This window comes from Peteryoungia desertarenae, from assembly GCF_005860795.2.
GTDB classification, from domain to species: Bacteria; Pseudomonadota; Alphaproteobacteria; order Rhizobiales; family Rhizobiaceae; genus Allorhizobium; species Allorhizobium desertarenae.
In genome coordinates this window covers 1,377,941-1,400,270 of sequence record NZ_CP058350.1, presented here as the reverse complement: position 1 = coordinate 1,400,270, position 22,330 = coordinate 1,377,941, and the positions used below count along the sequence as shown (strand labels likewise).

Annotated in this window: 23 protein-coding genes; 10 read left to right on the top strand and 13 right to left on the bottom strand. The window is 57.5% G+C overall.

Annotation, left to right across the window (positions count from 1 at the left end; all coding sequences use genetic code 11):
- Positions 1-39: 39 nt before the first annotated feature.
- Together FE840_RS06620 and yihA are read left to right on the top strand one after the other, a co-directional pair.
- Positions 40-957, top strand: a complete 918-nt coding sequence (locus FE840_RS06620; protein ID WP_138285625.1) for a DMT family transporter — start codon at positions 40-42, stop codon at positions 955-957.
- 221 nt (positions 958-1,178) lie between these two features.
- Positions 1,179-1,838, top strand: coding sequence for a ribosome biogenesis GTP-binding protein YihA/YsxC (yihA, locus tag FE840_RS06615; protein ID WP_138285626.1), 660 nt, complete (start codon positions 1,179-1,181; stop codon positions 1,836-1,838).
- 56 nt (positions 1,839-1,894) lie between these two features.
- Here the strand turns inward: yihA and FE840_RS06610 are convergent, their stop codons facing one another.
- The 3 genes from FE840_RS06610 to FE840_RS06600 all read right to left on the bottom strand — a co-directional run bounded on the left by FE840_RS06610 (position 1,895) and on the right by FE840_RS06600 (position 3,888).
- Entirely contained in the window at positions 1,895-2,452 is a 558-nt protein-coding gene (locus FE840_RS06610) for a fasciclin domain-containing protein (protein WP_138285627.1), read from the bottom strand.
- A 175-nt stretch (positions 2,453-2,627) separates the two neighbouring features.
- The gene (locus FE840_RS06605; RefSeq protein WP_138285628.1) at positions 2,628-3,356 is read right to left on the bottom strand and encodes an anti-sigma factor; all 729 of its coding nucleotides are present in this window, start codon (positions 3,354-3,356) and stop codon (positions 2,628-2,630) included.
- A complete protein-coding gene (locus FE840_RS06600) occupies positions 3,328-3,888 on the bottom strand; it encodes a sigma-70 family RNA polymerase sigma factor (RefSeq protein ID WP_138285629.1) in 561 nt (186 codons plus the stop codon). Before FE840_RS06600 ends, FE840_RS06605 begins: the two co-directional genes overlap by 29 nt.
- Positions 3,889-4,052: 164 nt before the next feature.
- Here FE840_RS06600 and argB point away from each other — a divergent pair, with 164 nt between their 5' ends.
- Positions 4,053-4,940 (top strand): acetylglutamate kinase, encoded by an 888-nt coding sequence (gene argB / locus FE840_RS06595; protein WP_138285630.1) that lies wholly within the window; start codon positions 4,053-4,055, stop codon positions 4,938-4,940.
- A gap of 4 nt (positions 4,941-4,944) precedes the next feature.
- Here argB and FE840_RS06590 read toward each other — a convergent pair whose 3' ends face one another.
- Complete coding sequence (locus FE840_RS06590) at positions 4,945-6,318, bottom strand: MFS transporter (protein WP_246318860.1); 1,374 nt, start codon at positions 6,316-6,318, stop codon at positions 4,945-4,947.
- Between the two features lie 210 nt (positions 6,319-6,528).
- Positions 6,529-7,443 (bottom strand): DMT family transporter, encoded by a 915-nt coding sequence (locus tag FE840_RS06585; RefSeq protein WP_138285632.1) that lies wholly within the window; start codon positions 7,441-7,443, stop codon positions 6,529-6,531.
- Positions 7,444-7,781: 338 nt separating this feature from the next.
- Between FE840_RS06585 and FE840_RS06580 the strand changes: the two genes are divergently transcribed.
- Together FE840_RS06580 and FE840_RS06575 are read left to right on the top strand one after the other, a co-directional pair.
- Positions 7,782-8,498: a pyrimidine 5'-nucleotidase gene (locus FE840_RS06580; protein WP_138285633.1), complete on the top strand. Its 717-nt coding sequence runs from the start codon at positions 7,782-7,784 to the stop codon at positions 8,496-8,498.
- Positions 8,499-8,674: 176 nt separating this feature from the next.
- On the top strand, positions 8,675-9,271 hold the full coding sequence (locus tag FE840_RS06575; protein ID WP_138285634.1) for an EF-hand domain-containing protein: 597 nt from the start codon (positions 8,675-8,677) through the stop codon (positions 9,269-9,271).
- A gap of 36 nt (positions 9,272-9,307) precedes the next feature.
- Here the strand turns inward: FE840_RS06575 and FE840_RS06570 are convergent, their stop codons facing one another.
- Positions 9,308-10,186 (bottom strand): LOG family protein, encoded by an 879-nt coding sequence (locus FE840_RS06570; protein ID WP_138285635.1) that lies wholly within the window; start codon positions 10,184-10,186, stop codon positions 9,308-9,310.
- A 142-nt stretch (positions 10,187-10,328) separates the two neighbouring features.
- Between FE840_RS06570 and dapD the strand changes: the two genes are divergently transcribed.
- The 3 genes from dapD to FE840_RS06555 all read left to right on the top strand — a co-directional run bounded on the left by dapD (position 10,329) and on the right by FE840_RS06555 (position 13,122).
- Positions 10,329-11,189 (top strand): 2,3,4,5-tetrahydropyridine-2,6-dicarboxylate N-succinyltransferase, encoded by an 861-nt coding sequence (dapD, locus tag FE840_RS06565; RefSeq protein WP_138285636.1) that lies wholly within the window; start codon positions 10,329-10,331, stop codon positions 11,187-11,189.
- Between the two features lie 156 nt (positions 11,190-11,345).
- On the top strand, positions 11,346-12,539 hold the full coding sequence (gene dapE / locus FE840_RS06560; protein WP_138285637.1) for a succinyl-diaminopimelate desuccinylase: 1,194 nt from the start codon (positions 11,346-11,348) through the stop codon (positions 12,537-12,539).
- On the top strand, positions 12,526-13,122 hold the full coding sequence (locus FE840_RS06555) for a hypothetical protein (RefSeq protein WP_138285638.1): 597 nt from the start codon (positions 12,526-12,528) through the stop codon (positions 13,120-13,122). Before dapE ends, FE840_RS06555 begins: the two co-directional genes overlap by 14 nt.
- Before the next feature lie 5 nt (positions 13,123-13,127).
- Here FE840_RS06555 and arsH read toward each other — a convergent pair whose 3' ends face one another.
- From arsH to FE840_RS06520, 7 genes are all read right to left on the bottom strand, one after another.
- Positions 13,128-13,847, bottom strand: coding sequence for an arsenical resistance protein ArsH (gene arsH / locus FE840_RS06550; RefSeq protein WP_138285639.1), 720 nt, complete (start codon positions 13,845-13,847; stop codon positions 13,128-13,130).
- Positions 13,847-14,260 (bottom strand): arsenate reductase (glutaredoxin), encoded by a 414-nt coding sequence (gene arsC / locus FE840_RS06545; protein ID WP_138285640.1) that lies wholly within the window; start codon positions 14,258-14,260, stop codon positions 13,847-13,849. Before arsC ends, arsH begins: the two co-directional genes overlap by 1 nt.
- 75 nt (positions 14,261-14,335) lie before the next feature.
- Complete coding sequence (gene truA / locus FE840_RS06540) at positions 14,336-15,091, bottom strand: tRNA pseudouridine(38-40) synthase TruA (RefSeq protein ID WP_138285641.1); 756 nt, start codon at positions 15,089-15,091, stop codon at positions 14,336-14,338.
- Positions 15,091-16,026 (bottom strand): methionyl-tRNA formyltransferase, encoded by a 936-nt coding sequence (gene fmt / locus FE840_RS06535; RefSeq protein ID WP_138285642.1) that lies wholly within the window; start codon positions 16,024-16,026, stop codon positions 15,091-15,093. Before fmt ends, truA begins: the two co-directional genes overlap by 1 nt.
- Positions 16,027-16,066: 40 nt before the next feature.
- Entirely contained in the window at positions 16,067-16,579 is a 513-nt protein-coding gene (gene def, locus FE840_RS06530; RefSeq protein ID WP_138285643.1) for a peptide deformylase, read from the bottom strand.
- Positions 16,580-16,664: 85 nt separating this feature from the next.
- Positions 16,665-18,158: a globin-coupled sensor protein gene (locus tag FE840_RS06525; protein WP_138285644.1), complete on the bottom strand. Its 1,494-nt coding sequence runs from the start codon at positions 18,156-18,158 to the stop codon at positions 16,665-16,667.
- 126 nt (positions 18,159-18,284) lie between these two features.
- On the bottom strand, positions 18,285-19,793 hold the full coding sequence (locus tag FE840_RS06520; protein ID WP_138285645.1) for a globin-coupled sensor protein: 1,509 nt from the start codon (positions 19,791-19,793) through the stop codon (positions 18,285-18,287).
- A 257-nt stretch (positions 19,794-20,050) separates the two neighbouring features.
- Here FE840_RS06520 and FE840_RS06515 point away from each other — a divergent pair, with 257 nt between their 5' ends.
- On the top strand, positions 20,051-21,274 hold the full coding sequence (locus tag FE840_RS06515; protein WP_138285646.1) for a DNA recombination protein RmuC: 1,224 nt from the start codon (positions 20,051-20,053) through the stop codon (positions 21,272-21,274).
- A gap of 66 nt (positions 21,275-21,340) precedes the next feature.
- On the top strand, positions 21,341-22,240 hold the full coding sequence (locus tag FE840_RS06510; RefSeq protein WP_138285647.1) for a ribokinase: 900 nt from the start codon (positions 21,341-21,343) through the stop codon (positions 22,238-22,240).
- Positions 22,241-22,330 lie beyond the last annotated feature (90 nt).

The following is a 22,330-nucleotide window of genomic DNA, read 5'->3' as shown; positions in this document are numbered from 1 at the left end:
GGGCTTTCTTTTGTCGTCCTCTCATCCTCTGGATTCCCAATGGCAGTAGACTTGCAAAGACAGGAAGATAAGCGTCAGGCGTGGCTCGGCGTGATTCTGGTCGCGGGTGCTGCGATTGCCTGGAGCTATGGTGGCGTCATCCAGCGGTTTATCACCGAACCGGATATCTGGACGGTGGTTTTCTGGCGTTGCCTGTTTGCGGGGCTGTTCCTTTTCGCCTTCATGCTGCTCAGAGACGGAATGGAGGGTACGGTCGGACTGTTTCGTGCAATGGGCTGGCCGGGCTTCTTCGTTGCCGTCGGATTTGCAACGGTTTCGACGTGTTTCGTGCTCGCGGTGAGCAAAACTACAGTTGCCAGCGTCGTCCTGTTCATGGCGGCGATACCACTTTTCGCGGCTTTGTTTGCACGCATCTTCATAGGCGAATTGATCGGACTGTTGACCTGGGCAGCAATCGCTGCGGTTGGCATTGGTGTGACAATCATGGTGTCCGCATCCCTCGGTGAGGGCGGGTCGCTTGGGGGACTGATCCTTGCAGCCGCGATCCCGGTTGTCTTTGGCGGCATGATTGTTCTTACCCGCCGATATCCTCACATTCGCATGACACCGGCGGCTAGCGCCGGGTCTTTCCTTGCGGCTATCGTGGCTGCAAGTCAGGTGGGAAGCTTTGCCGTCGCGGCACAGGACATGTTGCTGCTCTTTGCCTATGGCGGGCTCAACCTCGGGCTTGGCATGGCGTTATACGTGACGGGAGCCCGATTTATTCCGTCAGCGCTTGCGGGTCTTCTTGGAACGCTTGAGATGATCCTGGCGCCGCTTTGGGTGGCGATCCTGTTTCAGGAGATCCCAAGCAGGCAAACCATTCTGGGCGGTTCCATCGTATTTGCTGCACTCCTGGTCTATCTCTTGCACCACTTCCTGGAGGAGCGGCGCTTGCGGCGCGCCTCCCCATTGTGAAAGCGCAAGCTTGACATTGCGAGCCAAACCCTGAATCACCAAGCCAATTGGAGCGGTGCCGTTCGGTAGCCGTTCAAGCATTCGCAAACGAATTGGACATTCAGAGAGCGATCGTGAACTTCTCAAGGCGGTGAGGCCGCTATACAGGCCATTCTGATCCTCTCGGGTGACTGTCATGTTGCCTGACCAACAGATATCCGGCGACAAAAGGGCTACTGACCATGACGACATCCTCTGCAACAGAGAGCCAGCCACTTTTCGGTCGCCCATGGATCTTCATTCGCGGCGTGCCCTCAATGAAGTTTTTGCCACCAGAGGGCCCGCTGGAAGTTGCCTTTGCCGGGCGCTCCAATGTCGGCAAGTCGTCGTTGATTAACGCGCTTGTGGGAAAGAAGGGGCTTGCGCGGACGTCAAACACGCCCGGACGGACGCAGGAGCTGAATTATTTCGTGCCGGACGGCTATTCCGGTGAAGGCGATGACCTCCCGCCTATGGCCATCGTGGACATGCCGGGTTACGGCTATGCACAGGCACCCAAGGCACAAGTCGACGCCTGGACCAAACTGGTGTTCGATTATCTGCGAGGACGGGCAACCTTGAAGCGCGTCTATGTGCTGATCGACGCGCGCCATGGCATCAAGAAAAATGATGAAGAGGTACTGGACCTTCTGGACAAGGCTGCCGTGTCCTACCAGATCGTTCTGACAAAAACAGACAAGATCAAGGAAGCAGGCATTCCTCGCCTCATCGGAGAGACCCAGGAGAAAATCCGGAAACGTCCCGCAGCCTATCCAGGCATCCTGGCCACGTCGTCGGAAAAGGGAAGTGGTCTCGATGACCTCAGAAACGCGATCATCGAGACCGTAGGCCGACAAGCCTAACGCGATGGCTTTCGGCCTCAGGCATGACGGGCCGGCGGAGACCCGCAGGCCGTTGTTCAGGACTTGGGCAAGATCACAGTGTCGATGACGTGAATGACACCATTGGACTGCTTGACGTCAGCGATAGTCACTGTGGCAACGCCACCGTTTTCATCAGTCAGGGTTACCTTGCCGTCTTCGGCCTTGGCCTTCAGCACACAACCGCCGACGGTGGTCACATCTGCTTCGCCACCGGCATCCATGATCATCTTTGCCAGCGCGTCAGACATGACTTCCGCAGCGACCACATGGCAGGTCAGGACCTTGGTGAGCTGCTCCTTGCTTTCGGGCTTAAGAAGTGTGTCAACCGTGCCAGCTGGCAGGGCTTCGAAAGCGGCGTTGACCGGGGCAAAGACCGTGAAGGGACCTGCACCCGACAGGGTTTCAACCAGGCCAGCGGCCTGAACGGCAGCAACAAGCGTGGTGTGATCAGCAGAGTTTGCGGCATTTTCCACGATATTCTTGTCGGCAGGCATTGCGGCACCGCCAACCATCGGGTTTTCGGCGTAGGCAGCGACGGTCCCGGCGGCCATGGCGATCACGAGCGTCAGCGGGCGAAAAGTGGTCTTGAACATGTCGGTTTCCTCTGTCCTTGTGTTCCTGGGCCCGCTCTGCCTTAAACCGAGGCCAGATACGGGCGTGTCAGTTCCTCAGCGGGAACATCACAAGGGACGGAGGGGAGTTGGTATAAGTTTCAAAACCTCCTCCCCGCAGGACAAGATTCTGATAACCTTCTGATAAATATCGGCTTTATTTGCTCAACCCCATGGGGCCTGCGGCAATGACCGGCCCTGTGGCCTGTCCGGTTGGTGAACCGCCGAAGGGTTCAAGGCTCACAGCCAGGACAACGCCCTGTTTCAAGGTTGAGCGCAGGTCTGTCGGAACATCAACTTCGCCCTGCCCTGTCTGTGGCAAAATACCCAGAGACCTAGGTCGCTGATCCCCTTCAACCACCCAAAGTTCGAGTGACTTTTCGCGCATGCCGCCCGTTGCAATGGGTGTCAGGAAAATCTTGCCGGTGGCCTCTTCATAGCGGGCAACAAGGCTTATGGCATCGTCGGTGCTTGCAAGATCAGCGGTAAGCGGCGGGCTTGCCGGCTTGGGCCGGAGGGTTTCGGCAGAATTCACACCGATGAAAACCGCAAGTGAAGCAATCGAAACCAGACCTATCGAACGCCAGAAAACGACGGAAGCCCAGATAGAAGCCCAGAACCCAAGAGACGACTTTGCGCCGTCACCAAAAATTCTTGATTCAATCTGGGCAAACAACGCATCCGGTGGCTTAACCTCCGCGTATTCATGATCAAACTGGGAGAGGTTCTCTTCCCAACGACGGACAATTGCTGCAAAGGATGGGTCGAGGCGCAGGCGCGCTTCGACACGCTTGCGCTCATCCGAACCAAGCACGCCCAGTACGTATTCCCCCGCAAGGACCTCGTCTCGCGACCGGTCACCCTTGCTCTGGTCTGGTGTGGCCATCCATGCACTCTCTCAGTTTCAAAAGGCTGCGTCGCAGCCATGTGCGCATCGTGTTCAACGGCACCGCAAAGCGATCTGCCAGTTCCTGGTAGGAAAGCCCTTCGACATAGGCATGTCGAACTGCCTGCGCTCGCTCAGGATCCAATTCTTCAAGGCATGTGTCAATGCGGGCGCCTTCAGATCTGATCATAGCCGTCTGCTCTGGATCCGGAGCCAGATCAGGCAGTTCCGACGCGACATCGAGGTCTTCGCCCATCTGACGGCGCGCCCTCAGTCGATCAATGCAGTGGTAGCGGGCAATTGCAGTCATCCAGCCCATTGCGGATTGACCGTCGCCGCTGAAATTCTCCGCCTTTTGCCAGATCTTGACGAACACGTCCTGTAGAGCCTCTTCTGCTTCCTGCCTATCTTTGAGAATACGCAAACAGACGGCAAAAAGTTTCGGAGCACATCCGGCATAAATGGCGGCGAATGCGGTTCGATCACGCAACGTGACCCTCGCAAGCAAGTGTGCAATGCTTTGGGCGTCCATCATTCCCTACCTTGGCCACGCGCTTGCGGATATAGAGCCGATGATCGCGGTGGCAATAGGGCAAGACAGGCGGTGACCACCGCCCCCGATATATTCTCCTCCCCGTTATTCCATCAGGGCCTGTCTTGCGCTAAAAGGCCGCGATCCAAAATGAGGTTTTCCCGATGACGGCTTCCGAAAGCGAAACCCAGGCAAGGCTGCTGGCCCAGGCGCTCCCCTTCATGCAGCGCTACGAGAACAAGACCATCGTGGTGAAATATGGTGGCCATGCCATGGGTAATCCGGAACTTGGCAAAGCCTTTGCAGCCGATATTGCGCTCCTCAAGCAATCCGGCGTCAACCCGATCGTGGTGCATGGCGGCGGTCCGCAAATTGGCGCCATGCTGGCCAAGATGGGTATCGAATCCCGTTTCGAGAACGGGCTCCGGGTTACGGACCAGAAGACCGTCGAAATCGTTGAAATGGTTCTCGCCGGCTCGATCAACAAGGAAATCGTGGCGCTGATCAACCAGACCGGCGAGTGGGCAATCGGCTTGTGCGGCAAGGACGGCAATATGGTCTTTGCCGAGAAGGCACAGAAAAAGGTCCGCGATCCGGACAGCAACATCGAGCGCGTGCTTGACCTCGGCTTTGTCGGCGAAGTGGTGGAAGTGGACCGGACACTGCTCGATCTTCTGGCACGCTCCGAGATGATCCCAGTCATTGCACCGGTTGCACCGGGACGAGATGGGGCGACCTACAACATCAATGCGGATACATTTGCCGGTGCTATTGCGGGTGCGCTCAATGCATCGCGACTGCTCTTCCTGACGGATGTGCCAGGCGTCCTCGACAAGAACGGCAAGCTGATCAAAGAACTGTCCGTTGCAGAGGCGCATGCGCTGATCAAGGACGGCACGATTTCCGGTGGTATGATCCCGAAGGTCGAGACCTGTATCGAGGCGATCAAGGCCGGGGTTCAGGGTGTCGTGATCCTGAACGGCAAGACGGCGCATTCGGTGCTGCTTGAACTTTTCACGGAAACCGGTGCCGGTACGTTGCTCGTTCCATGACGCTCTAATGCGTCCGGGCTGCACCCTGCGCCGGGCGCAGCAATGCTAAGGCGATCAACACAAGTCCATAGGCGAGGAAGTTATAGACCATGCCGGTCGCAAGACTATCGGCATGGGCCTCACCTGAAGCCAAGGACAGCGCTTCATTCGCCGCCAGGCTGCCGAAGAACAACGCACTGACGATGGCGATCCCAAAAACGCTCCCAACCTGCTGAATGGCCTGAAGAGCACCTGAACCAGAGCCGGCATCTTCAGGCGGGACACCTGCGAGCGCGACCTGAAACATCGGCGCAATCGCAATACCCATGCCAAGACCGCTCAGCAGCAGGGACGGCAGGAGCGCGAGCGGATCGATTGTATCCGTCAAATGCAAGATGTGGGTGCGCAGAAGCGCCATGCCGACGGTAAGCATCATCATCCCTACCATGATGCGCAGGCGGGGCGGCACCCTGCCGAGGCGTCCGGAAATCACCGAGGCTACGAGCACACCCACAGAGAATGGGACCGTCGTCATCCCCGATTGCAAAGGTGTCAGGGCAAAGCCCTCCTGCAGGAACATTGCGAGGATCAGGAAGAAGCCCGGCAAGGTGGAGAAGAAGACAGCCGTCATCAGAGCTCCGATCACATAGTTCCGGTTGCTCATCAGGGTCAGAGGCAAAAGCTCCGGTCCGCCCACACGGTGCTGGTGGCGTTGCCAGAGATAGAAGCCGACGAAGAAAAACAGCGACCCCATCATCATGGCATGGGTCCAGAGTGGCCAACCGTAACCATGTCCCCCGATCAGCGGGAATATGACAAAGAAGATGCCGAGGCCGACGAGTACGATGCCGACATAGTCATTCCTGAGGCCCTTGCGCACCGGCACATGGGGGATCAGCCGCCATCCGGCCAATATGGCAATCATGCCAAGCGGAATATTGATCAGGAAGATTGGACGCCAGCCCAGGTCGAAGAAATTCATCCCGATCAGCCAACCACCGATGATCGGGCCTGCAACCGAGGCAAGCCCCGCCGACAGGCCAAAGAGTGAAAAGGCGGCGGCTCGTTCATGAGGAGGGAACATGACCTGAGCGATTGCCAGAACCTGGGGCGTCATCATGGCGCCCGCCGCTCCCTGAACCATGCGGGCGACAATCAGCATTTCAACGCTGGTCGCGATACCGCAGAAGGCTGAAGCGAGGGAGAAGCCGGCAACGCCCAGAAGGAATACCCGTCTTTTGCCCTTCACATCACCATAGCGACCGAACGGCAGAAGACACAGGGCGAAGGCCAGAACATAGCCAGCAACAACCCATTCTATCTGGCCCGAGCCGGCATTAAAGTCTCGCTGCATGCTGGGGAGCGCAACATTGACGATCGTCACATCCAGCAGGTTCATAAAATTTGCGAGCATCATGACGAACAAAGCGGGCCATCGCTCCGGATAGCTCTCCGTGTCCGGGGTAGGTTTGCCATCTAGGAAGGTGGAGGATTTCACATGAAGCGACCTTCTAATCATGAAGTCGACCGAGTCGACCGCAATGCAAGGTTCCATGTTTACCTAGTGGCAACAAGCAAATCCTTGAGGTCTTTTCCCTCGTCTACCAGATCATCCGAGCAGCAGCAGCAATACGCCGGCAACGATCACGATGCAGCCCAGCACCTCCACTCGATTGATTTTCTCCTTGAAGATCAGCACCGACGAGGCAAATGTGAACAGCATCTCGACCTGCGCCAAGGCCTTCACCACGGCCACTTGCTGCAGCGTCATTGCCGCGAACCAGCCAAATGACGCCGTTGCGCCAACAAAACCAACAAGACTGGCAGTTCTCCAAGCCTTGCGAACGCGTACCAACTCCTCCGGGTCATACAGGACCATCCATGCGAGCATCGAGACGGTCTGGATGAAGATGACCACAACGAGGGTAAAGCTCGCCTGCATCGCAGTGTCCGGTGCCGGAAGGGAAGGTTCCAGCGACAGAGACGCTGCTCGATAGGAAATGCCGGATATGCCGAAGAAAAAGCCCGAGCCAAGACCGACCGTCGCAGTTCGGCTTGTGACTGAAATGATCAGCGAGCGAGGCGAGATCGTCGTGCGGGCGACCGAAATCAGCATGACGCCGATGATCGAGAGCAGAATTGCGCCAATTGTCAGAGGAGAAACCGTCTCCGAAAACCATAGCAGCGCTATCAATGCTGCCTGGGCGGGTTCTGTTCTGGAATAGGCGGTCCCGACCGCAAAATTGCGGTAGGAAAAAATGTGCACCAAAAGAAAGGTAGCGGCTATCTGCGCCAGCGCGCCCGCCAGTGCCCATCCCACAAAGGCTACACCCGGTATCGGCAAAGGTCGGTGCAAGACCTGATTCAGGACAGCGAGGTAGATTAGCGCGAAAGGAAGGCCGAAGCCAAATCGGACAAAGGTTGCACCCGTGGTGCCCATTTGCCCCTTGAGGTGCTTTTGCAGAGTTGAGCGCACGTTCTGAAGGAAGGCGCTGCCGATCGTTATGATGGCCCAAAGTTCCATAAGGCTTGTTCCGCCATTGCGAGGTGGTGAACCGCCCTTTCGAGGAATGCACTCAGCCTCATGTTGCCTGTCAGCGAGCTGGAAACAACTTCAATCAATGGCGATGGCCGAGAATAACCCCTGATGCAAAAGCAAAAAAGCGGCAGGGAAGACGCTTGCGATCCTGAAGGATCACCAGACATGAATCGATCTCTGGGGCTCTGGCGCTTTGCTGCATGCGCTATCCATAGCATTCTTGAGACCCATGACCAAGCGCGATCCTGTTCGGCCTGACACGGCTATCAAGAGACACAGAATCGCACGTTTTCTTCTCGGCCCTCTTCTGTCATAAGTCCTCCATGACCTTACCTTCAAAGCGCCCCTCGCCCTCCGATTTTCAGCATATCCGCGACTGGGTGTTCGATCTCGACAACACCCTTTATCCGCATCACATCAATCTGTTTGCGCAGATCGACCGCAACATGACGGCCTTCGTAGCCGAGCTTCTCCAACTGGAAGCCAATGAGGCGCGCGCGCTGCAGAAGCGCTACTATCGCGATCATGGCACGACCCTCGCCGGACTGATGCTGCATCACAATGTCGATCCCAATGCGTTTCTCGAACGAGCCCATGCGATCGACTATTCGGCGCTTCTTCCGGATGAGGCGCTTGGCGCGGCGATCAGAAAACTGCCCGGGCGGAAATTCATCTTTACCAATGGTACGGTGGCCCATGCCGAGGCTGCTGCACGGGCGCTTGGTATCCTTGACCACTTCGACGACATATTCGATATCGTGGCGGCCGACTATGTACCGAAACCGGCCGGCGCGACTTATGACAAGTTCGCAAGCCTCAACCGCATCGACACGGCGCATGCCGCCATGTTCGAGGATCTGCCGCGCAATCTGATGGTGCCAAAGTCGCTTGGAATGAAGACGGTGCTGCTGGTACCACGAAACCTTGGCGCTGCCATTCTTGAGACCTGGGAGCGAGTGGAACACATCGACTGCGACAGTGTCGACTATGTCACCGACAACCTGACCGAGTTCCTTCAGACAATCGCACCTGATGCGTAAGGCTCGAAGCTGCACTTGCTTGCACACGTCCCAGATTCAAACGTAGCCACGCCAAACATTACTTTTAGGAAAGACCAAACTTACCAAAGTTTAACCCAGCTTACGGATGTTTAAGTAGGGAGTTGAAGCCCGGCACCATACATTCCTTTCATCGAATTAACGCGAAAGGAAAATCCATGAAAGCCAAGTCCCTCACATTGACCGCCATGGTCGGCACTCTCCTCGTCGGCACCTCTGCTGCAACCGCTTTTGCCCAGCAGGGCCCTGGCGGGTTCCGGGCGCCGGAAATCATGTTCGTCCAGCTTCTGCAAAAGCATGATGCGGACAAAGACGGAAAAATCTCCAAATCCGAGTCTGCATCTGCGGTCGATGTCATTTTTACCGAAGTCGACACCGATAGCGATGGTGCGCTTACGCCGGGCGAATTTCGTGCTTATCGGGAAAAAATGCGCGACGAGCGGCGCGCCGCAATGGCCGAAATGAGAGAGCAGGCAGGCAATGGCGGGAAGATGGAAGGACGCGAGCATGCCGGCAAGCATGGCGGCCGTCATGAGGGTAAAGGCATGGAGATGCGAGCGGATCGCGGCGGTCCTGATGGCAAGCGCGGTGGCCCCCGAGGAATGATGCGCGCCGCTGATACGGACGAAAACGGTCAGATCAGCAAGGTTGAAGCCACAGCAGTCGCGGACAATATGTTTGAACGCATGGATCGCAATTCCGATGGCTTCATTTCTTCGGAAGACATGCCGCAGCGCCGCATGATGATGCCCTGATCGGATATCACAATCCTCACAACGACGGCTCCCTCCTCAGGGAGCCGTTTGCGTTTCAAGATCGTAGAAATCGGCTATGATCTTCCAGGCATCCTCTGCCGTTTCAGCGAATTGAAACAGTTCCAGATCTTCCGGGGCAATTGTGCCGAATGCAGCGAGCGCATCAAAGTTGATGATGTCGCGCCAGAAGGCCTCCGAGAACAGAATGAGCGGCACTGGTGCCATCCGCTTTGTCTGGATCAGTGTCAGCGTCTCGAAGAACTCATCGAGCGTGCCAAACCCGCCCGGAAAGATGGTGATGGCCTTTGCGCGCATCAGGAAATGCATCTTGCGGATGGCGAAATAGTGGAAATTGAAGCTCAGCTCCGGTGTGACATAGGGATTGGGGGCCTGTTCGTGCGGCAACACGATGTTGAGGCCGATCGACGGTGCGCCGACCTCTTCCGCGCCGCGATTGCCTGCCTCCATGACGCCGGGACCGCCACCGGTGACCACGACATATTCCCTGTGTGCGCTCAGCGCAGAGTATTCCGAGCATAGTCTCGCGAATTTTCTCGCCTGCTCGTAATAGATCGATGCCTTTTCCAGATTGGCGCGCTGAATGTCATTGCGGGCGGCCCAGGCATCCTGACCGGGTGCGGGAATGCGTGCGCCGCCGAACATCACGACTGTCGACTTGATCTGCTTTTCCGTGAGAATCATTTCCGTCTTCAGCAGTTCAAGCTGAAGGCGAACCGGGCGCAATTCCTCGCGGCAGAGAAACTCGTCATCTGCATAGGCAAGTCTGTAGGATGGAGAGAGCGATTGCGGCGTTGGCGGCACGCCGGCAGCACTCTGACGGTCGGTTGAACTGTCCTTCAGCGGATCCCAGGAGCCGTCCGTCTTGCGATGCCTGCCATTCTTCGTCTTCACCATTCCAGGTCCTTTCCAAGGCGATCCTCAAGCTCTCTGCTGTTTCCAACGGGGCTTGAATGCGCTAGAGCAGATCGCAAATTCACGATCAGAGACAGATCGTTTGTTACCATCGAAGTTAGACAACGAAGTTTAAGGAATTCAGATGAGCGCATCAGATCTCAGCCAATTGGAAAAGGTTATCGAAGCCGCCTTCGAAAACCGTGACACGGTCTCCATTTCGACCAAGGGCGAGATCCGCGATGCCGTGGAAGAAGCTCTGAACCTGCTCGACAGCGGCAAGGCACGCGTTGCGTCTCGTGGCGATGACGGTCAGTGGACCGTCCACCAGTGGCTGAAAAAGGCAGTGCTTCTCTCCTTCCGCCTCAATGACATGGAAGTGGTCAAGGGCGGGCCCGGTGCATCAACCTGGTGGGACAAAGTGCCATCGAAGTTTGATGGCTGGGGCGAACCCGAATTTCGCTCCGCCGGCTTCCGCGCCGTGCCGAATGCCGTCGTGCGCCGCTCGGCCTATGTGTCGAAGGGCGTCGTCCTGATGCCATCCTTCGTCAACCTCGGCGCCTATGTCGGCGAAAACACCATGGTCGACACATGGGCGACCGTTGGCTCCTGCGCCCAGATTGGCGCCAATGTCCACCTCTCGGGCGGCGTCGGCATCGGCGGCGTGCTGGAGCCCCTGCAGGCGGGCCCGACGATTATCGAAGACAATTGCTTCATCGGCGCCCGGTCGGAAGTTGTCGAGGGCTGCATTATCCGCGAAGGCTCGGTGCTTGGCATGGGTGTCTATATCGGCAAGTCGACCAAGATTGTCGACCGCGCGACCGGCGAAGTCAGCTATGGCGAAGTGCCGCCCTATTCGGTTGTCGTCGCCGGCTCCATGCCGTCGGGTAATGCGACCATGGGCAATGGCCAGCCAGCGCCGCATCTCTACTGCGCTGTGATCGTCAAGCGGGTGGATGAAAAGACCCGGTCCAAGACCGGGATCAACGAGTTGCTGCGCGACTGATAACCAGCCGGCAGGCGTTGGCAATCGTGTTATCGCCGCCTGCCTCACTTCCCGCGACACTAGAGACCACCGACTGTGGATGACAGAGCCAAGTGCTTCGTCTAAGTCTAGTCAGCAGCAGGTTCATGCCTGCCTTTCAGAAGCGCTTTGGTCACCATGATTGCCACCAATCCGATTGACGTCCTCCAAGCCCTCATTCGTTGCCCCTCCGTCACACCAGCGGAAGGCGGCGCTCTTGACGTCCTTACAGAACTGCTGGAGCCACTTGGCTTTGATGTACAGCGCATGACAGCCAAGGCCGAAGGCACGCCGGATATCGAGAACCTCTACGCGCGCACGGGCAAGAGCGGACCGCATCTGATGTTTGCCGGCCATAGTGACGTAGTGCCGGTTGGAGCCGCATCAGACTGGACTGTCGAGCCTTTCTCGGGCGAGGTCCGGGACGGCATGCTCTATGGGCGTGGAGCCGTCGACATGAAGGGGGGCATTGCCTGCTTCATCGCAGCCTATGCCCGACTGGTCGCGAAGAGCGGAGCTCCGGATGGCTCGGTGTCACTTCTGATTACCGGCGACGAAGAGGGACCGGCGATCAACGGTACGATCAAGCTGCTGCAATGGGCGGCCGAGCGTGGCGAGCGGTGGGATGCATGCCTTGTTGGCGAACCCACCAATCCCGACGAGCTTGGCGACATGATCAAGATCGGTCGTCGCGGCTCGATCTCGGGTTTTGTTACGGTCCATGGCGTTCAGGGGCATGTGGCTTATCCGCATCTGGCTGACAATCCTCTTCGGGCAGTGTCGGCCATGACGCAGGCGCTGATGTATCCGCCCCTGGACCAGGGGACCGAGAACTTTCCGCCCACTAATCTCGAAGTCACCAACATCGATACGGGCAATACGGCAACAAACGTCGTTCCCGCCAAGGGTCGGTTTGACTTCAATGTGCGGTTCAACGATCTCTGGACCGCAGACACAATTCGCGATGAGCTGCTGCGGCGGCTCGATATAGCCGCAAGAAATCAAGAACTCAGACCCGGCAGGGACCCGATCCGCTACGACATCACGTGGTCGGAGCGGCCAAGCCATGTGTTTCTCACCCGCGATGACGCACTCATCCAGTCACTCTCTAAAGCGGTAGAGACAGTGACAGGTCGGATTCCAAAGCTGTCGACCACGGGCGGCACATCTGATGCGCGTTTCATCAAGGACTACTGCCCGGTGGTGGAGTTCGGACTGGTTGGTCAGACCATGCATATGGTCGATGAACGCGTTGCCGTCAGTGACCTTGAAACGCTGACGGTCATATACGAGACATTTCTGGAACAGTGGTTCGAGCATGCCAACGCTTAAAGAGGTAGAGTTCTATCTGACCGGGCTCTGGCTGCTGTTCAAGCAGGACCCCAAGGGTTTTGCCTATCTCGACCTCTCCGACCGCGGGATGATGCGGTCCTTCTTTGCCATACTCTGGGCCTTGCCGGCGATCCTTATCTCCTTCGTCTGGTGGCGGCTGCTTTTCCTGCAGACAGAACCGGAACTGCCGGGTGGGGCGGGTGTCTTCTTCTTTCGCCTGTCCATCATCGAGGGGCTGAACTGGATGCTGCCGCTGGTGATGGTCGGGCTTCTATGCTGGATCGCGGGCCTTGGAGCCAAGTTCTCTTCACTGATCGTTGTTGCCAACTGGCTGACACTGCCGATTTCCTATTGCTACGGCGCCCTCATCCTCATCATGATGTTGCTGCCAGGCCTCAGCGGTCTCGTTGCCCTGATGTGGCTCATCCTCATGCTGACACTGATCGCTGCACTCTTCCGGATCCTGCGCATGGTGCTGGGTGACCACACGCTGACCATCGCCACCACGACGATGGTTCTCCTTGTGCCGACGATGATCATCTCCGAGATGCTGGAGCGCTATCTGGGCGTATTCCCCGGCTGATCCCGTTAGATCGAGCGCTGGTTGACGCGCTTCGACAGCTCTTCTGCCGTCTCGACCCGTTCGGAATAGCGGTCCACCAGGTAATCCGCCCGCTCGCGCAGAAGGAGCGTGAACTTCATCAGTTCCTCCATCACATCCACGACGCGATTGTAATAGGCAGACGGCTTCATGCGCCCGTCAGCATCGAATTCGCTGAACGCTTTTGGCACAGACGACTGGTTCGGGATGGTGAACATCCGCATCCAACGCCCCAGAATGCGCATCTGGTTCAAAGCATTGAAACTTTGTGAACCGCCGCAAACCTGCATCAGTGCCAGCGTGCGACCCTGCGTCGGGCGAACGGCACCCATCGAGAGCGGCAGCCAGTCGATCTGGGTCTTCATAACGCCAGTCATGGCACCATGACGTTCCGGGGATGACCAGACCTGGGCCTCGGACCAGAGCGACAGATTTCGCAATTCCTGAACCTTGGGATGCGACGGCTCGACGGAATCAGCCAGTGGCAGACCCGCCGGATCGAAGAAGCGCACTTCGGCTCCCAACCGTGTCAGGATGCGTCCCGCTTCTTCCGCGAGAAGGCGCGAATAGGAAACCTTGCGCAGCGAACCATAGAGGATCAGAACGCGCGGAGCATGCTGGATTGGCTCCGGCCGGAAGAGCCGATTTCGGTCGATCTGATGAAACTCGGTCTCTACAAGATTGGGCGTCTCACCTTGATCCGGCATCAGCTCTTATCCCCGACCTGGACCACTTCACCATCCTCCTTGGTGAAGCTGCCACTCAAGGGATTGGCAAGGATCTCCAAAACCACCTCCGAGGGGCGGCAAAGGCGGGTGCCTTTTTCCGTTTCGACAATCGGCCTGTTGATCAGGATCGGATGTTCCATCATCGCGTCGACAAGCTGTTCATCGGAGAGCGACGGATCGGACAGCCCAAGCTCGTCAAAGGGCGTACCCTTCTCGCGCAGCAGTTCACGAACCGAAATGCCCATCTTGCCAATCAATTCCACGAGTCTGTCGCGGCTTGGCGGATCCTGAAGATATTCTATCACAATCGGCTCCTCACCCGATTGGCGGATCATGGCGAGCGTGTTGCGGGACGTTCCGCAGGCCGGGTTATGATAAATCGTCACGGTCATTGTCTTCTCCATATTTCCAGAATTCTTGAAATGTGGATATAAGTTCAGCCGGAGTTTGGCAAGCCACGTGTGCGATCATGTTTGGTCGGGATAATCGACCTGCATGAAATAGAGCCCCTCAGGAGGGGCAACGGGCCCGCACGCCGAACGGTCACGCGCTTCTAGGGCTGCCCGGACATCGTCGGGAGACATCTTGCCTTCGCCGGCAAGCTTCAGCGTTCCGGCAAAAGAGCGGATCTGATTGTGAAGGAAGCTCTGGGCGCTGGCGCGGATCTCGATCAGGTCTCCAACGCGAGTGACGTCAAGACGGTCCAGTGTTCGGACTGGATTCTTCGCCTGACAATGGGCCGAGCGGAAGGTGGTAAAGTCGTGATGGCCGACAAGTTGCTGTGCAGCAGCGTGCATGAGCTCGTGGTCAAGCACCTTCGGCACCCACCACGCGCGATCGGCCTCAACGGCGAGACGCGCCGGACGATTGATGATGCGATAGAGATAGTGGCGACGAAGTGCGGAAAAGCGAGCGTCGAAATCATCACTGACCTGAGCGACATCCAGAACTGCCACGCGCTCATTTGCCATGGCAAGATGGGCATTCAAGGCATTTCGCAGCTTGTGGGGAACCCAGGTTCTTGAGAAGTCTGCGTGGATGACCTGTCCCAAGGCATGAACACCGGAGTCAGTGCGCCCCGCGCCACGGATCACCACGCTCTCGCCGGTCAGACCATGGATTGCTCCCTCAAGAGCCGCCTGAACCGAATGACCGTTTTCCTGCCGCTGCCATCCGACATAGGCGGTACCGTGATACTCGACGGTCATCCGGAAGCGCGGCATCAGGCAATGACCGTTCCCCGCGGGATCGGGGTCCCGCGAACAAAATCAGCAACATCAAGGGGCTTGCCACCGGCCTTCTGCAGGCGGGTCAACCGGACGGCGCCGTCGGCACAGGCGACCAGCAGTTCGTCGTCCAGCACGTCTCCAGGCGCGCCTCGACCTTCGCCAGTTGTAGAGGTCTGAAGCTTGACGCGCTCAAGCTTCCCGCCGATCGGCAATTCGGTCCAGGCCCCAGGAAAGGGTGAAAGGCCTCGGATGTGATTATGCACTTCGGCTGCGGGACGCGCAAAGTCGACACGGGTCTCGGCCTTGTCGATCTTGGCTGCATAGAGAACGCCGTCATCGGATTGCGGCATGGTCGTCAATGCTCCCGCCTCAAGTTTTGCCATGGCCTCGACCATGGCGTCTGCGCCAACGACACTCAACACGTCGTGCAATTCGCCAGCGGTCATGTCCGGAGCGATTTCCACCCTTCGGGTCAGGGCAACCGGACCGGTATCCAGCCCCTTGTCCATCTTCATCACCATCATGCCGGTCTCGCGATCACCCGCCATGATCGCACGCTGAATGGGGGCGGCGCCTCGCCAGCGCGGCAGCAGCGAAGCATGGCCATTGTAGCAGCCGTAACGCGTGCCAGTCAGGATCGCTTCCGGCAACAACAGGCCATAAGCAACGACAACCGCCACGTCAGCGTTCAAGGCCCGGAAAGCAGCCCGGTCTTCTTCACCCTTGAAGTTCAGCGGATGACGGACCTCAATCTGAAGTTCTTCGGCAGCCTTCTGAACCGGCGATGGCTGCAGATCAAGCCCGCGACGACCACCGGGACGAGGCGGCTGGGAATAGGCTGCGACGATCTCGTGACCCGCTGCGTGAAGCGCCTTCAGCGTGGCCACGGAAAACTCAGGCGTGCCCATGAAAATGATACGAAGTGCCATATGTCAGCCCAGCTTTCGCTCGCTCAGGCGCGTGCTGCTCTCAGAGCCTTTGCTTTGCCGCCTTGGTGAATTTCTTGATCACCATTTCGCGTTTCAGGCGCGAAATGTAGTCAATGAACAAAACGCCGTTCAAGTGATCGATTTCGTGCTGAAGGCAAGTTGCAAGAAGGCCGTCCGCCTCGAGCAATTGCTCCTTGCCATGACGGTCCAGTGACTTCACGGTCACTTTTGCCGGACGCTCGACCTCCGCATAATAGTCGGGGATCGACAGGCAGCCTTCTTCATAGACCGATCGCTCATCCGACGATGTCAGGATCTCCGGATTGATGATCACGAGGGGCTGCTTGTCCTCCCCCTCCTTCGAAACGTCGATTACCAGGATACGGCGTGGCACACCGATCTGGATGCCCGCCAGGCCAATGCCCGGCGCGTCATACATGGTTTCCAGCATGTCATCAGCCAGCTTCTGCAGATCATCATCAAAACGCTCGATTGGCGCAGAGGTCTGGCGAAGCAGCGGATCGGGGAGAATGATAAGGGGTCTGATGCTCATGCGCTTCCCATACCTCAAGTTTGAAACAGAGGGCAATGAAAAACGCTGATGGCCCGGCGCGACAAGACGTCAGGCCATCACCATGTTATGCCGCCCGTGCCTGGCGAGTTTCGGCGCGCGGTTCGCTGCGGGTCTTGATCTGGCCAAGAAGATCCACAAGGCCCGCGACTTCGGAGCGCAGACGCATTGTTTCTGCCGTCGTCCGCTCGACCATTGTGGTGTTTTCCTGCGTCAAGGTATCCATGCTGCGGGTTGCATGGTTGACCTCGTTGACGCCTGTCGCCTGGTCCTTGGCGGCTGTGGCAATTTCGGACACGAAGGTGTTGATCTCGGTGATGCGAGCGATGATGTCATTCAGTGCGTCTCCGGTGCCGCTGACCAACCCGACACCTTCCTTGACCTGCTCCGAACTCTGTGAGATCAGCTGCTTGATCTCTTTCGCAGCATCGGCGGAGCGCTGCGCCAACTGGCGAACTTCCTGGGCAACAACGGCAAAGCCCTTGCCAGCATCCCCGGCGCGAGCTGCTTCAACGCCAGCATTGAGGGCCAGAAGGTTCGTCTGGAAGGCAATCTCATCGATCACACCAATGATCTTGGATATTTCCGTCGATGATTTTTCTATTGCCCCCATGGCTGACACAGCCTTCGAGACAACGTCGCCGGAAGACTGGGCCTGCTGCTGCGTCTCGCGTACCGCCAGCGACGCACGTTGTGCGTTATCGGCCGTCTGACCAACGCTGACCGAGAGCTGCTGCAGGGCGGTCGAACTTTCCTGAACGCCGGTTGCCTGCTGGGTCGTGCGGCTTGCCAACTCGTTCGAGGCGCGCGAAATCGTTTCGGTCCCGTCCAAAATTTCTTCGGAGGCACGACGAATGGCCGAGAAGGAGTGGTTCAGGCGATTGACCGTCTCGTTGTAGTGTCTTGCCATTTCCTTGAAGTTGTCGGGCAGATCCGTCGACATATGTGTCTCGAAGTCGCCTTGAGCCAAGGCCTCAAGTCCTTTACGCAAATGCTCCAGTGCCACCGCCTGATCTGCTTCCAGGCGAGCCCTTTCGGCCTCCATGTCCTTCCGCTTCTGTTCAAGCTCGTCCAGATAGACCGAAATGGCATAATCCATGTCCAGCATGGAGGCCTTGACGATGGCGCTGATACGATTTCCCAGCGCCTGGGCGTGTTGTTTGCCGAATGGAAAAGGCCAATGCTTGACCAGCAGACCGGTAGCGAGCTCGCTGATCAGCATGGAATAGCCGCCGATATACCAGCGGGGCTCAAGACCAATACGGGCATGGGCCTTGCCGACCGCCGTCACGCCGCGCACGTAGTTTTCATCAAATGCGCCGGACGATACCTTGTCCCAGTGGCCGATTTGCGCGTTTTTAGCACCGGACATGTGAGACGGGTCACGGAAATGCGCCGCTGTCTTCTTGGTGCCGGCTACTTTGGCATAGAACTTGTCGAGGGCTGATCCTAGAAGCTCGCGGATCGACGGTCTCATTTCAACGAGTGTCGCACGCGTGTTTTCGTCTATCTCCAGGAAATCAAGTCGTTCCTTGAGACCGTCGTTCACATTCTGGGTCATGGTACCTTCACAAGTCTTGCAGTTTGTAATCTGACGTCCAAGCTGGTCGATCTTGATTGTTGCCCTGCATAGCTAAACAGATCCTAAATTTGCCGATCGAAAACTTGCGTTTTGTCAGCGCAGGCCCTAGCCCGCGCGACGCATGGCATAGGGTTGATGAGCCGCAGCCGATCCGGCTCCTGATGTCTTGAAGCCGCGCAGCGCCGAGACCAATCGTTCGGCCTCTTCACGCAAGGTGACTGTCTGGGCAGAGGTTTCCTCCACCATCGCGGCGTTACGCTGAGTGATCGAGTCCATGCCCCCGATGGCGGAGTTAACCTCGCGCAGACCGACCGATTGATCGGCCGCAGCGCTCGCAATTCCCGAAACAATCGTGTTGATCTCGCCAATCCGCACAATGATCTTCTCAAGCGCCTCGCCCGCATTGTTCACAAGTCCGACACCTGTCTGGACCTGACCCGAACTTTGCGAGATAAGACCCTTGATTTCGCGCGCAGCACTTGCGCAGCGTTGGGCGAGTTCCCGGACTTCCTGGGCAACAACGGCAAAGCCACGCCCCGCTTCACCGGCTCGTGCCGCCTCGACACCAGCGTTTAGCGCCAGAAGATTTGTCTGGAAGGCGATTTCATCGATCACGCCGATGATTTTCGATATTTCATCGGACGATTTTTCGATTGCTCCCATCGCTTCTACGGCTCGGGAAACCACCTCCTCCGAGACACGGGCCTCGCCGAGGGCTGCACCAACCACGCTGGAGGCCTTTTGGGCACCATCGGCAGTCAATGAAACGTTCTGTGTCAGTTCCTGAAGGGCAGCCGTACTCTGCTCAAGGCCTGCGGCTTGTTGTTCGGTGCGCTGCGCCAGATCATCGGCGGCATCCGAAATTGCGGTGGTGGAGCGGAAGATCTCGTCAGCTGCGCTTCTTACCGTGGAAATGGTGTCTCGCAACTTGGCAACGGACGCATTGTAATCTTCTGCCATGGCCACGAAATTGGCTGGTTGATCCGTTGACATGCGGGCATCGAGATCGCCTGCGGCCAGCTTGTTCAGAACGTCGCGAAGAGCCTTGAGAGCCATGGCTTGCTCTTCCTCTGCCTTCTTGCGTGCCTCTTCAGCTGCACGGCGCTCGGCTGCCAGGATATCCAGATAAACCGAGATGGAGTAGTCCATATCAAGCATCGCCGCCTTGACCACGGTGGACACTTCATCGGCCAGCTTGCCAGCGTCGCTTCTGCCAAAACGACTGGGCCAACGCTTTTTCGTTACGGCATGGATAAGTTGCTCCACAACAAGCGCGTAACCACCAATGTACCAGCGAGGCTCAAGCCCGATGCGAGCATGTGCCTTACCAACCTTCGTTACACCTTCGACGTAACGCTCATCATACTGCGCCGTACCGACAATCCCCCAATGCTGCTCCTGGCGTGTCTTTGCGCCCAGCATATGATCATCATTCTTGAAGAAGGCCGCTGTTTCCGGGACTTTTCTGATCTTGCTGTAGAATATGTCGAGCGCGGGACCTATGTTATCCTTGATGATCGGTCCGAGGGCCTTCAGTGTTTGCCGTGCATGCTCGTCCAAGCCGAGGAACGCAAGACGCGCCTGCAGCCCACCATTCTCATTACCCGCACTCATGTTCAGTCCCCGCTCTCAGCACACCTCGCGCAATGCGAGTGTGATCCGACGGACACATCATCACAAAATGGTAAATGCAAGATTTCTAAAATTCCACGATATCTTGCCATTTGTCATTAAGTCACTGATTTTTCATACGACCAATCCTCATTTTTTAGGTGGGCAAGTTCAGCGATTTTCTGACGCACCAGTCTAACGGAGCATCCTTGTTCACGATTTGATCTGTTCATTATCGAAAAGTCTGGTACAACCACGTCATGAACACATTGCCTATTCCGGACATCACTTTCGGCACTATTAACCTGCCAGCGCACTATCTTGGGCTTGGTGTCCTAGCCGTTTTTCTGGCTCTTGTTTTCGTGGCACTGGGGAGCGTTTTGCGGTTACGCAGACTGAGGCAGGAACTGCATCATGAGGCAACTCGACGCCAGGAAATGGCCGACGCTCGGCTTGCTGAATTGCTCAAGGCCCAGCTTGACATGCAGGGGCGGCTATCAGCGATGGCGGATGTCTTCGGTCGACGACAGGCCGAGCTCAATAGCGCCATTAATCAACGCCTTGATGGCATGACACATCGCCTGGGAGCGACCATCTCTGAACAGACCAAGTCCACGCATGAGAATCTGCGGAGCCTTCAGGAGCGTTTGGCCGTTATCGACGCGGCCCAACACAATATTCAGAACCTGGCCAAGGATGTTGTCGGGCTTCAGGCCATCCTTTCGAACAAGCAAACACGTGGTGCCTTTGGCCAATCACGCATGGAAACCATCATTGCAGACGGTCTGCCGATCGGGGCCTATTCGTTCCAGCCGACACTTTCCAACGGCTCACGGCCCGATTGCACGATCCGTATGCCCAATGACACTCCTCCTCTGGTAATCGACGCCAAGTTTCCACTCGAAGCCTGGAATGCGATGCGGGACGAGGCGGACCCTGAACGGAAGAAGATCGTCGCCGGGCAATTCCGCCGCGATATGGAAGTTCACATCCGTGATATTGCAGAAAAGTATCTGGTCCGGGGGGAGACGCAGGAGATGGCATTCCTGTTTGTCCCCTCGGAATCCATCTTTGCCGAGATCCACGAGAATTTTGAAGCTATCGTTCAGAAAGCACACCGGCAACGAGTGGTCATCGTATCTCCCTCCCTGCTGATGCTGTCAATCCAGGTCATTCAAGCCGTTCTGAAGGATCAGCGAATGCGCGAACAGGCGCACTTGATTCAAGGAGAGGTTGCCCGCCTGATGGAGGATCTGGGCCGACTTGACGATCGGGCGCGCAAGCTGCAAGGGCACTTCATGGCAGCCCAAAAGGACGTCGAACAGATACTGACGTCATCCGACAAGCTGACACGCCGTGGAGCAAAGATTGAAGCCATGGAGTTCGACAGTTCCAATAGCGGCGCCAAACCGGCAACAGAGCCAGACAGGAGCGTTGAAAGCCGAACCGGCATGCTCAAACTGCGCGTGGTTGACGAGGACTGAGATATTCGGTCACAACGGAGTTCTTCAAACATCCGGTTGCGAAACCGATTACGAGACAGGCAATTCATGATTACAGTCCTCGGCTCCATCAACATGGACCTCATCGCAACAACGCCGCGCTTGCCAAAGCCCGGCGAGACCGTCGCTGGAACAGGGTTTCACACGGCAGCGGGCGGGAAGGGCGCAAACCAGGCGCTGGCTGCGACACGGGCCGGCGGCAAGGTGCGAATGGTCGGCGCCGTTGGGCAGGACGGCTTTGCCGATCCGGCGCTGACGCTTCTGCAGGAGGCGGGCACCGACCTCGCATCGGTCGCACGGCATCCGGGTCCGACCGGCACGGCTCTTATCCTTGTTGGTGGAGACGGGGAGAACATGATTGCAGTCGTACCGGGCGCCAATGGGCTCGTCGACGCGACCATGGCTGAACAAGCCGTCGCTTCAATGAGCACGGGTGACGTGCTGATGCTTCAGTTGGAGGTGCCGGCGCCAGTTGTCGAGACAGCCCTTAAGGCGGCAAGGGCAAAAGGCATCTTGACGATCCTGAACACGGCGCCGTTGACAGACGACGCCCCACGGCTTGCGGCGATGGCGGATGTAATTGTCGCCAACGAGACTGAATTCGAGCGGCTTGCCGGCAAAGAGGGTCTCGACAGCACCCGAAGGGTTGCTCTGCTGAATGAAATGCATGTCAAGACCGGACAAACCTTCGTCATTACCCTCGGTGGCGAAGGGGTCATCGCAATGAAAGACGGCCAGCATTATCGTGCGGCAGGATTGACAATCGACCCCGTTGACACGGTCGGTGCGGGGGACACCTTCTGCGGTTACATTGCCGCGAGCCTTGATGCGGGGATCGAGTTCGACGCAGCCCTGCGCCGAGCAGCAGTCGCCGGATCGCTCGCCTGCCTGAAGCCGGGCGCCCAACCTTCCATTCCAACCGCCGCAGAAGTTGCATCATCGCTCTAGAGCAGAATGGAAGCGGATCGATACGATTCATTGCCAATTAAGCAATGGAACATAGACTCTGAGGAGACTAGGGCGCCCAGAGAGGCGCCG

Bases quoted from the DNA above. Each gene is read 5' to 3' on its own strand.
- FE840_RS06555 (WP_138285638.1), top strand. From the start codon at position 12,526: ATGCCAACGCTTAAAGAGGTAGAGTTCTATCTGACCGGGCTCTGGCTG.
- dapD (WP_138285636.1), top strand. From the start codon at position 10,329: ATGAGCGCATCAGATCTCAGCCAATTGGAAAAGGTTATCGAAGCCGCC.
- FE840_RS06580 (WP_138285633.1), top strand. From the start codon at position 7,782: ATGACCTTACCTTCAAAGCGCCCCTCGCCCTCCGATTTTCAGCATATC.
- FE840_RS06570 (WP_138285635.1), bottom strand. From the start codon at position 10,186: ATGGTGAAGACGAAGAATGGCAGGCATCGCAAGACGGACGGCTCCTGG.
- arsH (WP_138285639.1), bottom strand. From the start codon at position 13,847: ATGCCGGATCAAGGTGAGACGCCCAATCTTGTAGAGACCGAGTTTCAT.
- FE840_RS06520 (WP_138285645.1), bottom strand. From the start codon at position 19,793: ATGAGTGCGGGTAATGAGAATGGTGGGCTGCAGGCGCGTCTTGCGTTC.
- FE840_RS06610 (WP_138285627.1), bottom strand. From the start codon at position 2,452: ATGTTCAAGACCACTTTTCGCCCGCTGACGCTCGTGATCGCCATGGCC.
- truA (WP_138285641.1), bottom strand. From the start codon at position 15,091: ATGCCGCGCTTCCGGATGACCGTCGAGTATCACGGTACCGCCTATGTC.
- arsC (WP_138285640.1), bottom strand. From the start codon at position 14,260: ATGACCGTGACGATTTATCATAACCCGGCCTGCGGAACGTCCCGCAAC.
- FE840_RS06600 (WP_138285629.1), bottom strand. From the start codon at position 3,888: ATGGACGCCCAAAGCATTGCACACTTGCTTGCGAGGGTCACGTTGCGT.
- dapE (WP_138285637.1), top strand. From the start codon at position 11,346: ATGATTGCCACCAATCCGATTGACGTCCTCCAAGCCCTCATTCGTTGC.
- FE840_RS06515 (WP_138285646.1), top strand. From the start codon at position 20,051: ATGAACACATTGCCTATTCCGGACATCACTTTCGGCACTATTAACCTG.
- yihA (WP_138285626.1), top strand. From the start codon at position 1,179: ATGACGACATCCTCTGCAACAGAGAGCCAGCCACTTTTCGGTCGCCCA.
- FE840_RS06590 (WP_246318860.1), bottom strand. From the start codon at position 6,318: ATGAACCTGCTGGATGTGACGATCGTCAATGTTGCGCTCCCCAGCATG.
- argB (WP_138285630.1), top strand. From the start codon at position 4,053: ATGACGGCTTCCGAAAGCGAAACCCAGGCAAGGCTGCTGGCCCAGGCG.
- FE840_RS06620 (WP_138285625.1), top strand. From the start codon at position 40: ATGGCAGTAGACTTGCAAAGACAGGAAGATAAGCGTCAGGCGTGGCTC.
- FE840_RS06585 (WP_138285632.1), bottom strand. From the start codon at position 7,443: ATGGAACTTTGGGCCATCATAACGATCGGCAGCGCCTTCCTTCAGAAC.
- def (WP_138285643.1), bottom strand. From the start codon at position 16,579: ATGAGCATCAGACCCCTTATCATTCTCCCCGATCCGCTGCTTCGCCAG.
- FE840_RS06575 (WP_138285634.1), top strand. From the start codon at position 8,675: ATGAAAGCCAAGTCCCTCACATTGACCGCCATGGTCGGCACTCTCCTC.
- fmt (WP_138285642.1), bottom strand. From the start codon at position 16,026: ATGGCACTTCGTATCATTTTCATGGGCACGCCTGAGTTTTCCGTGGCC.
- FE840_RS06510 (WP_138285647.1), top strand. From the start codon at position 21,341: ATGATTACAGTCCTCGGCTCCATCAACATGGACCTCATCGCAACAACG.
- FE840_RS06605 (WP_138285628.1), bottom strand. From the start codon at position 3,356: ATGGCCACACCAGACCAGAGCAAGGGTGACCGGTCGCGAGACGAGGTC.
- FE840_RS06525 (WP_138285644.1), bottom strand. From the start codon at position 18,158: ATGACCCAGAATGTGAACGACGGTCTCAAGGAACGACTTGATTTCCTG.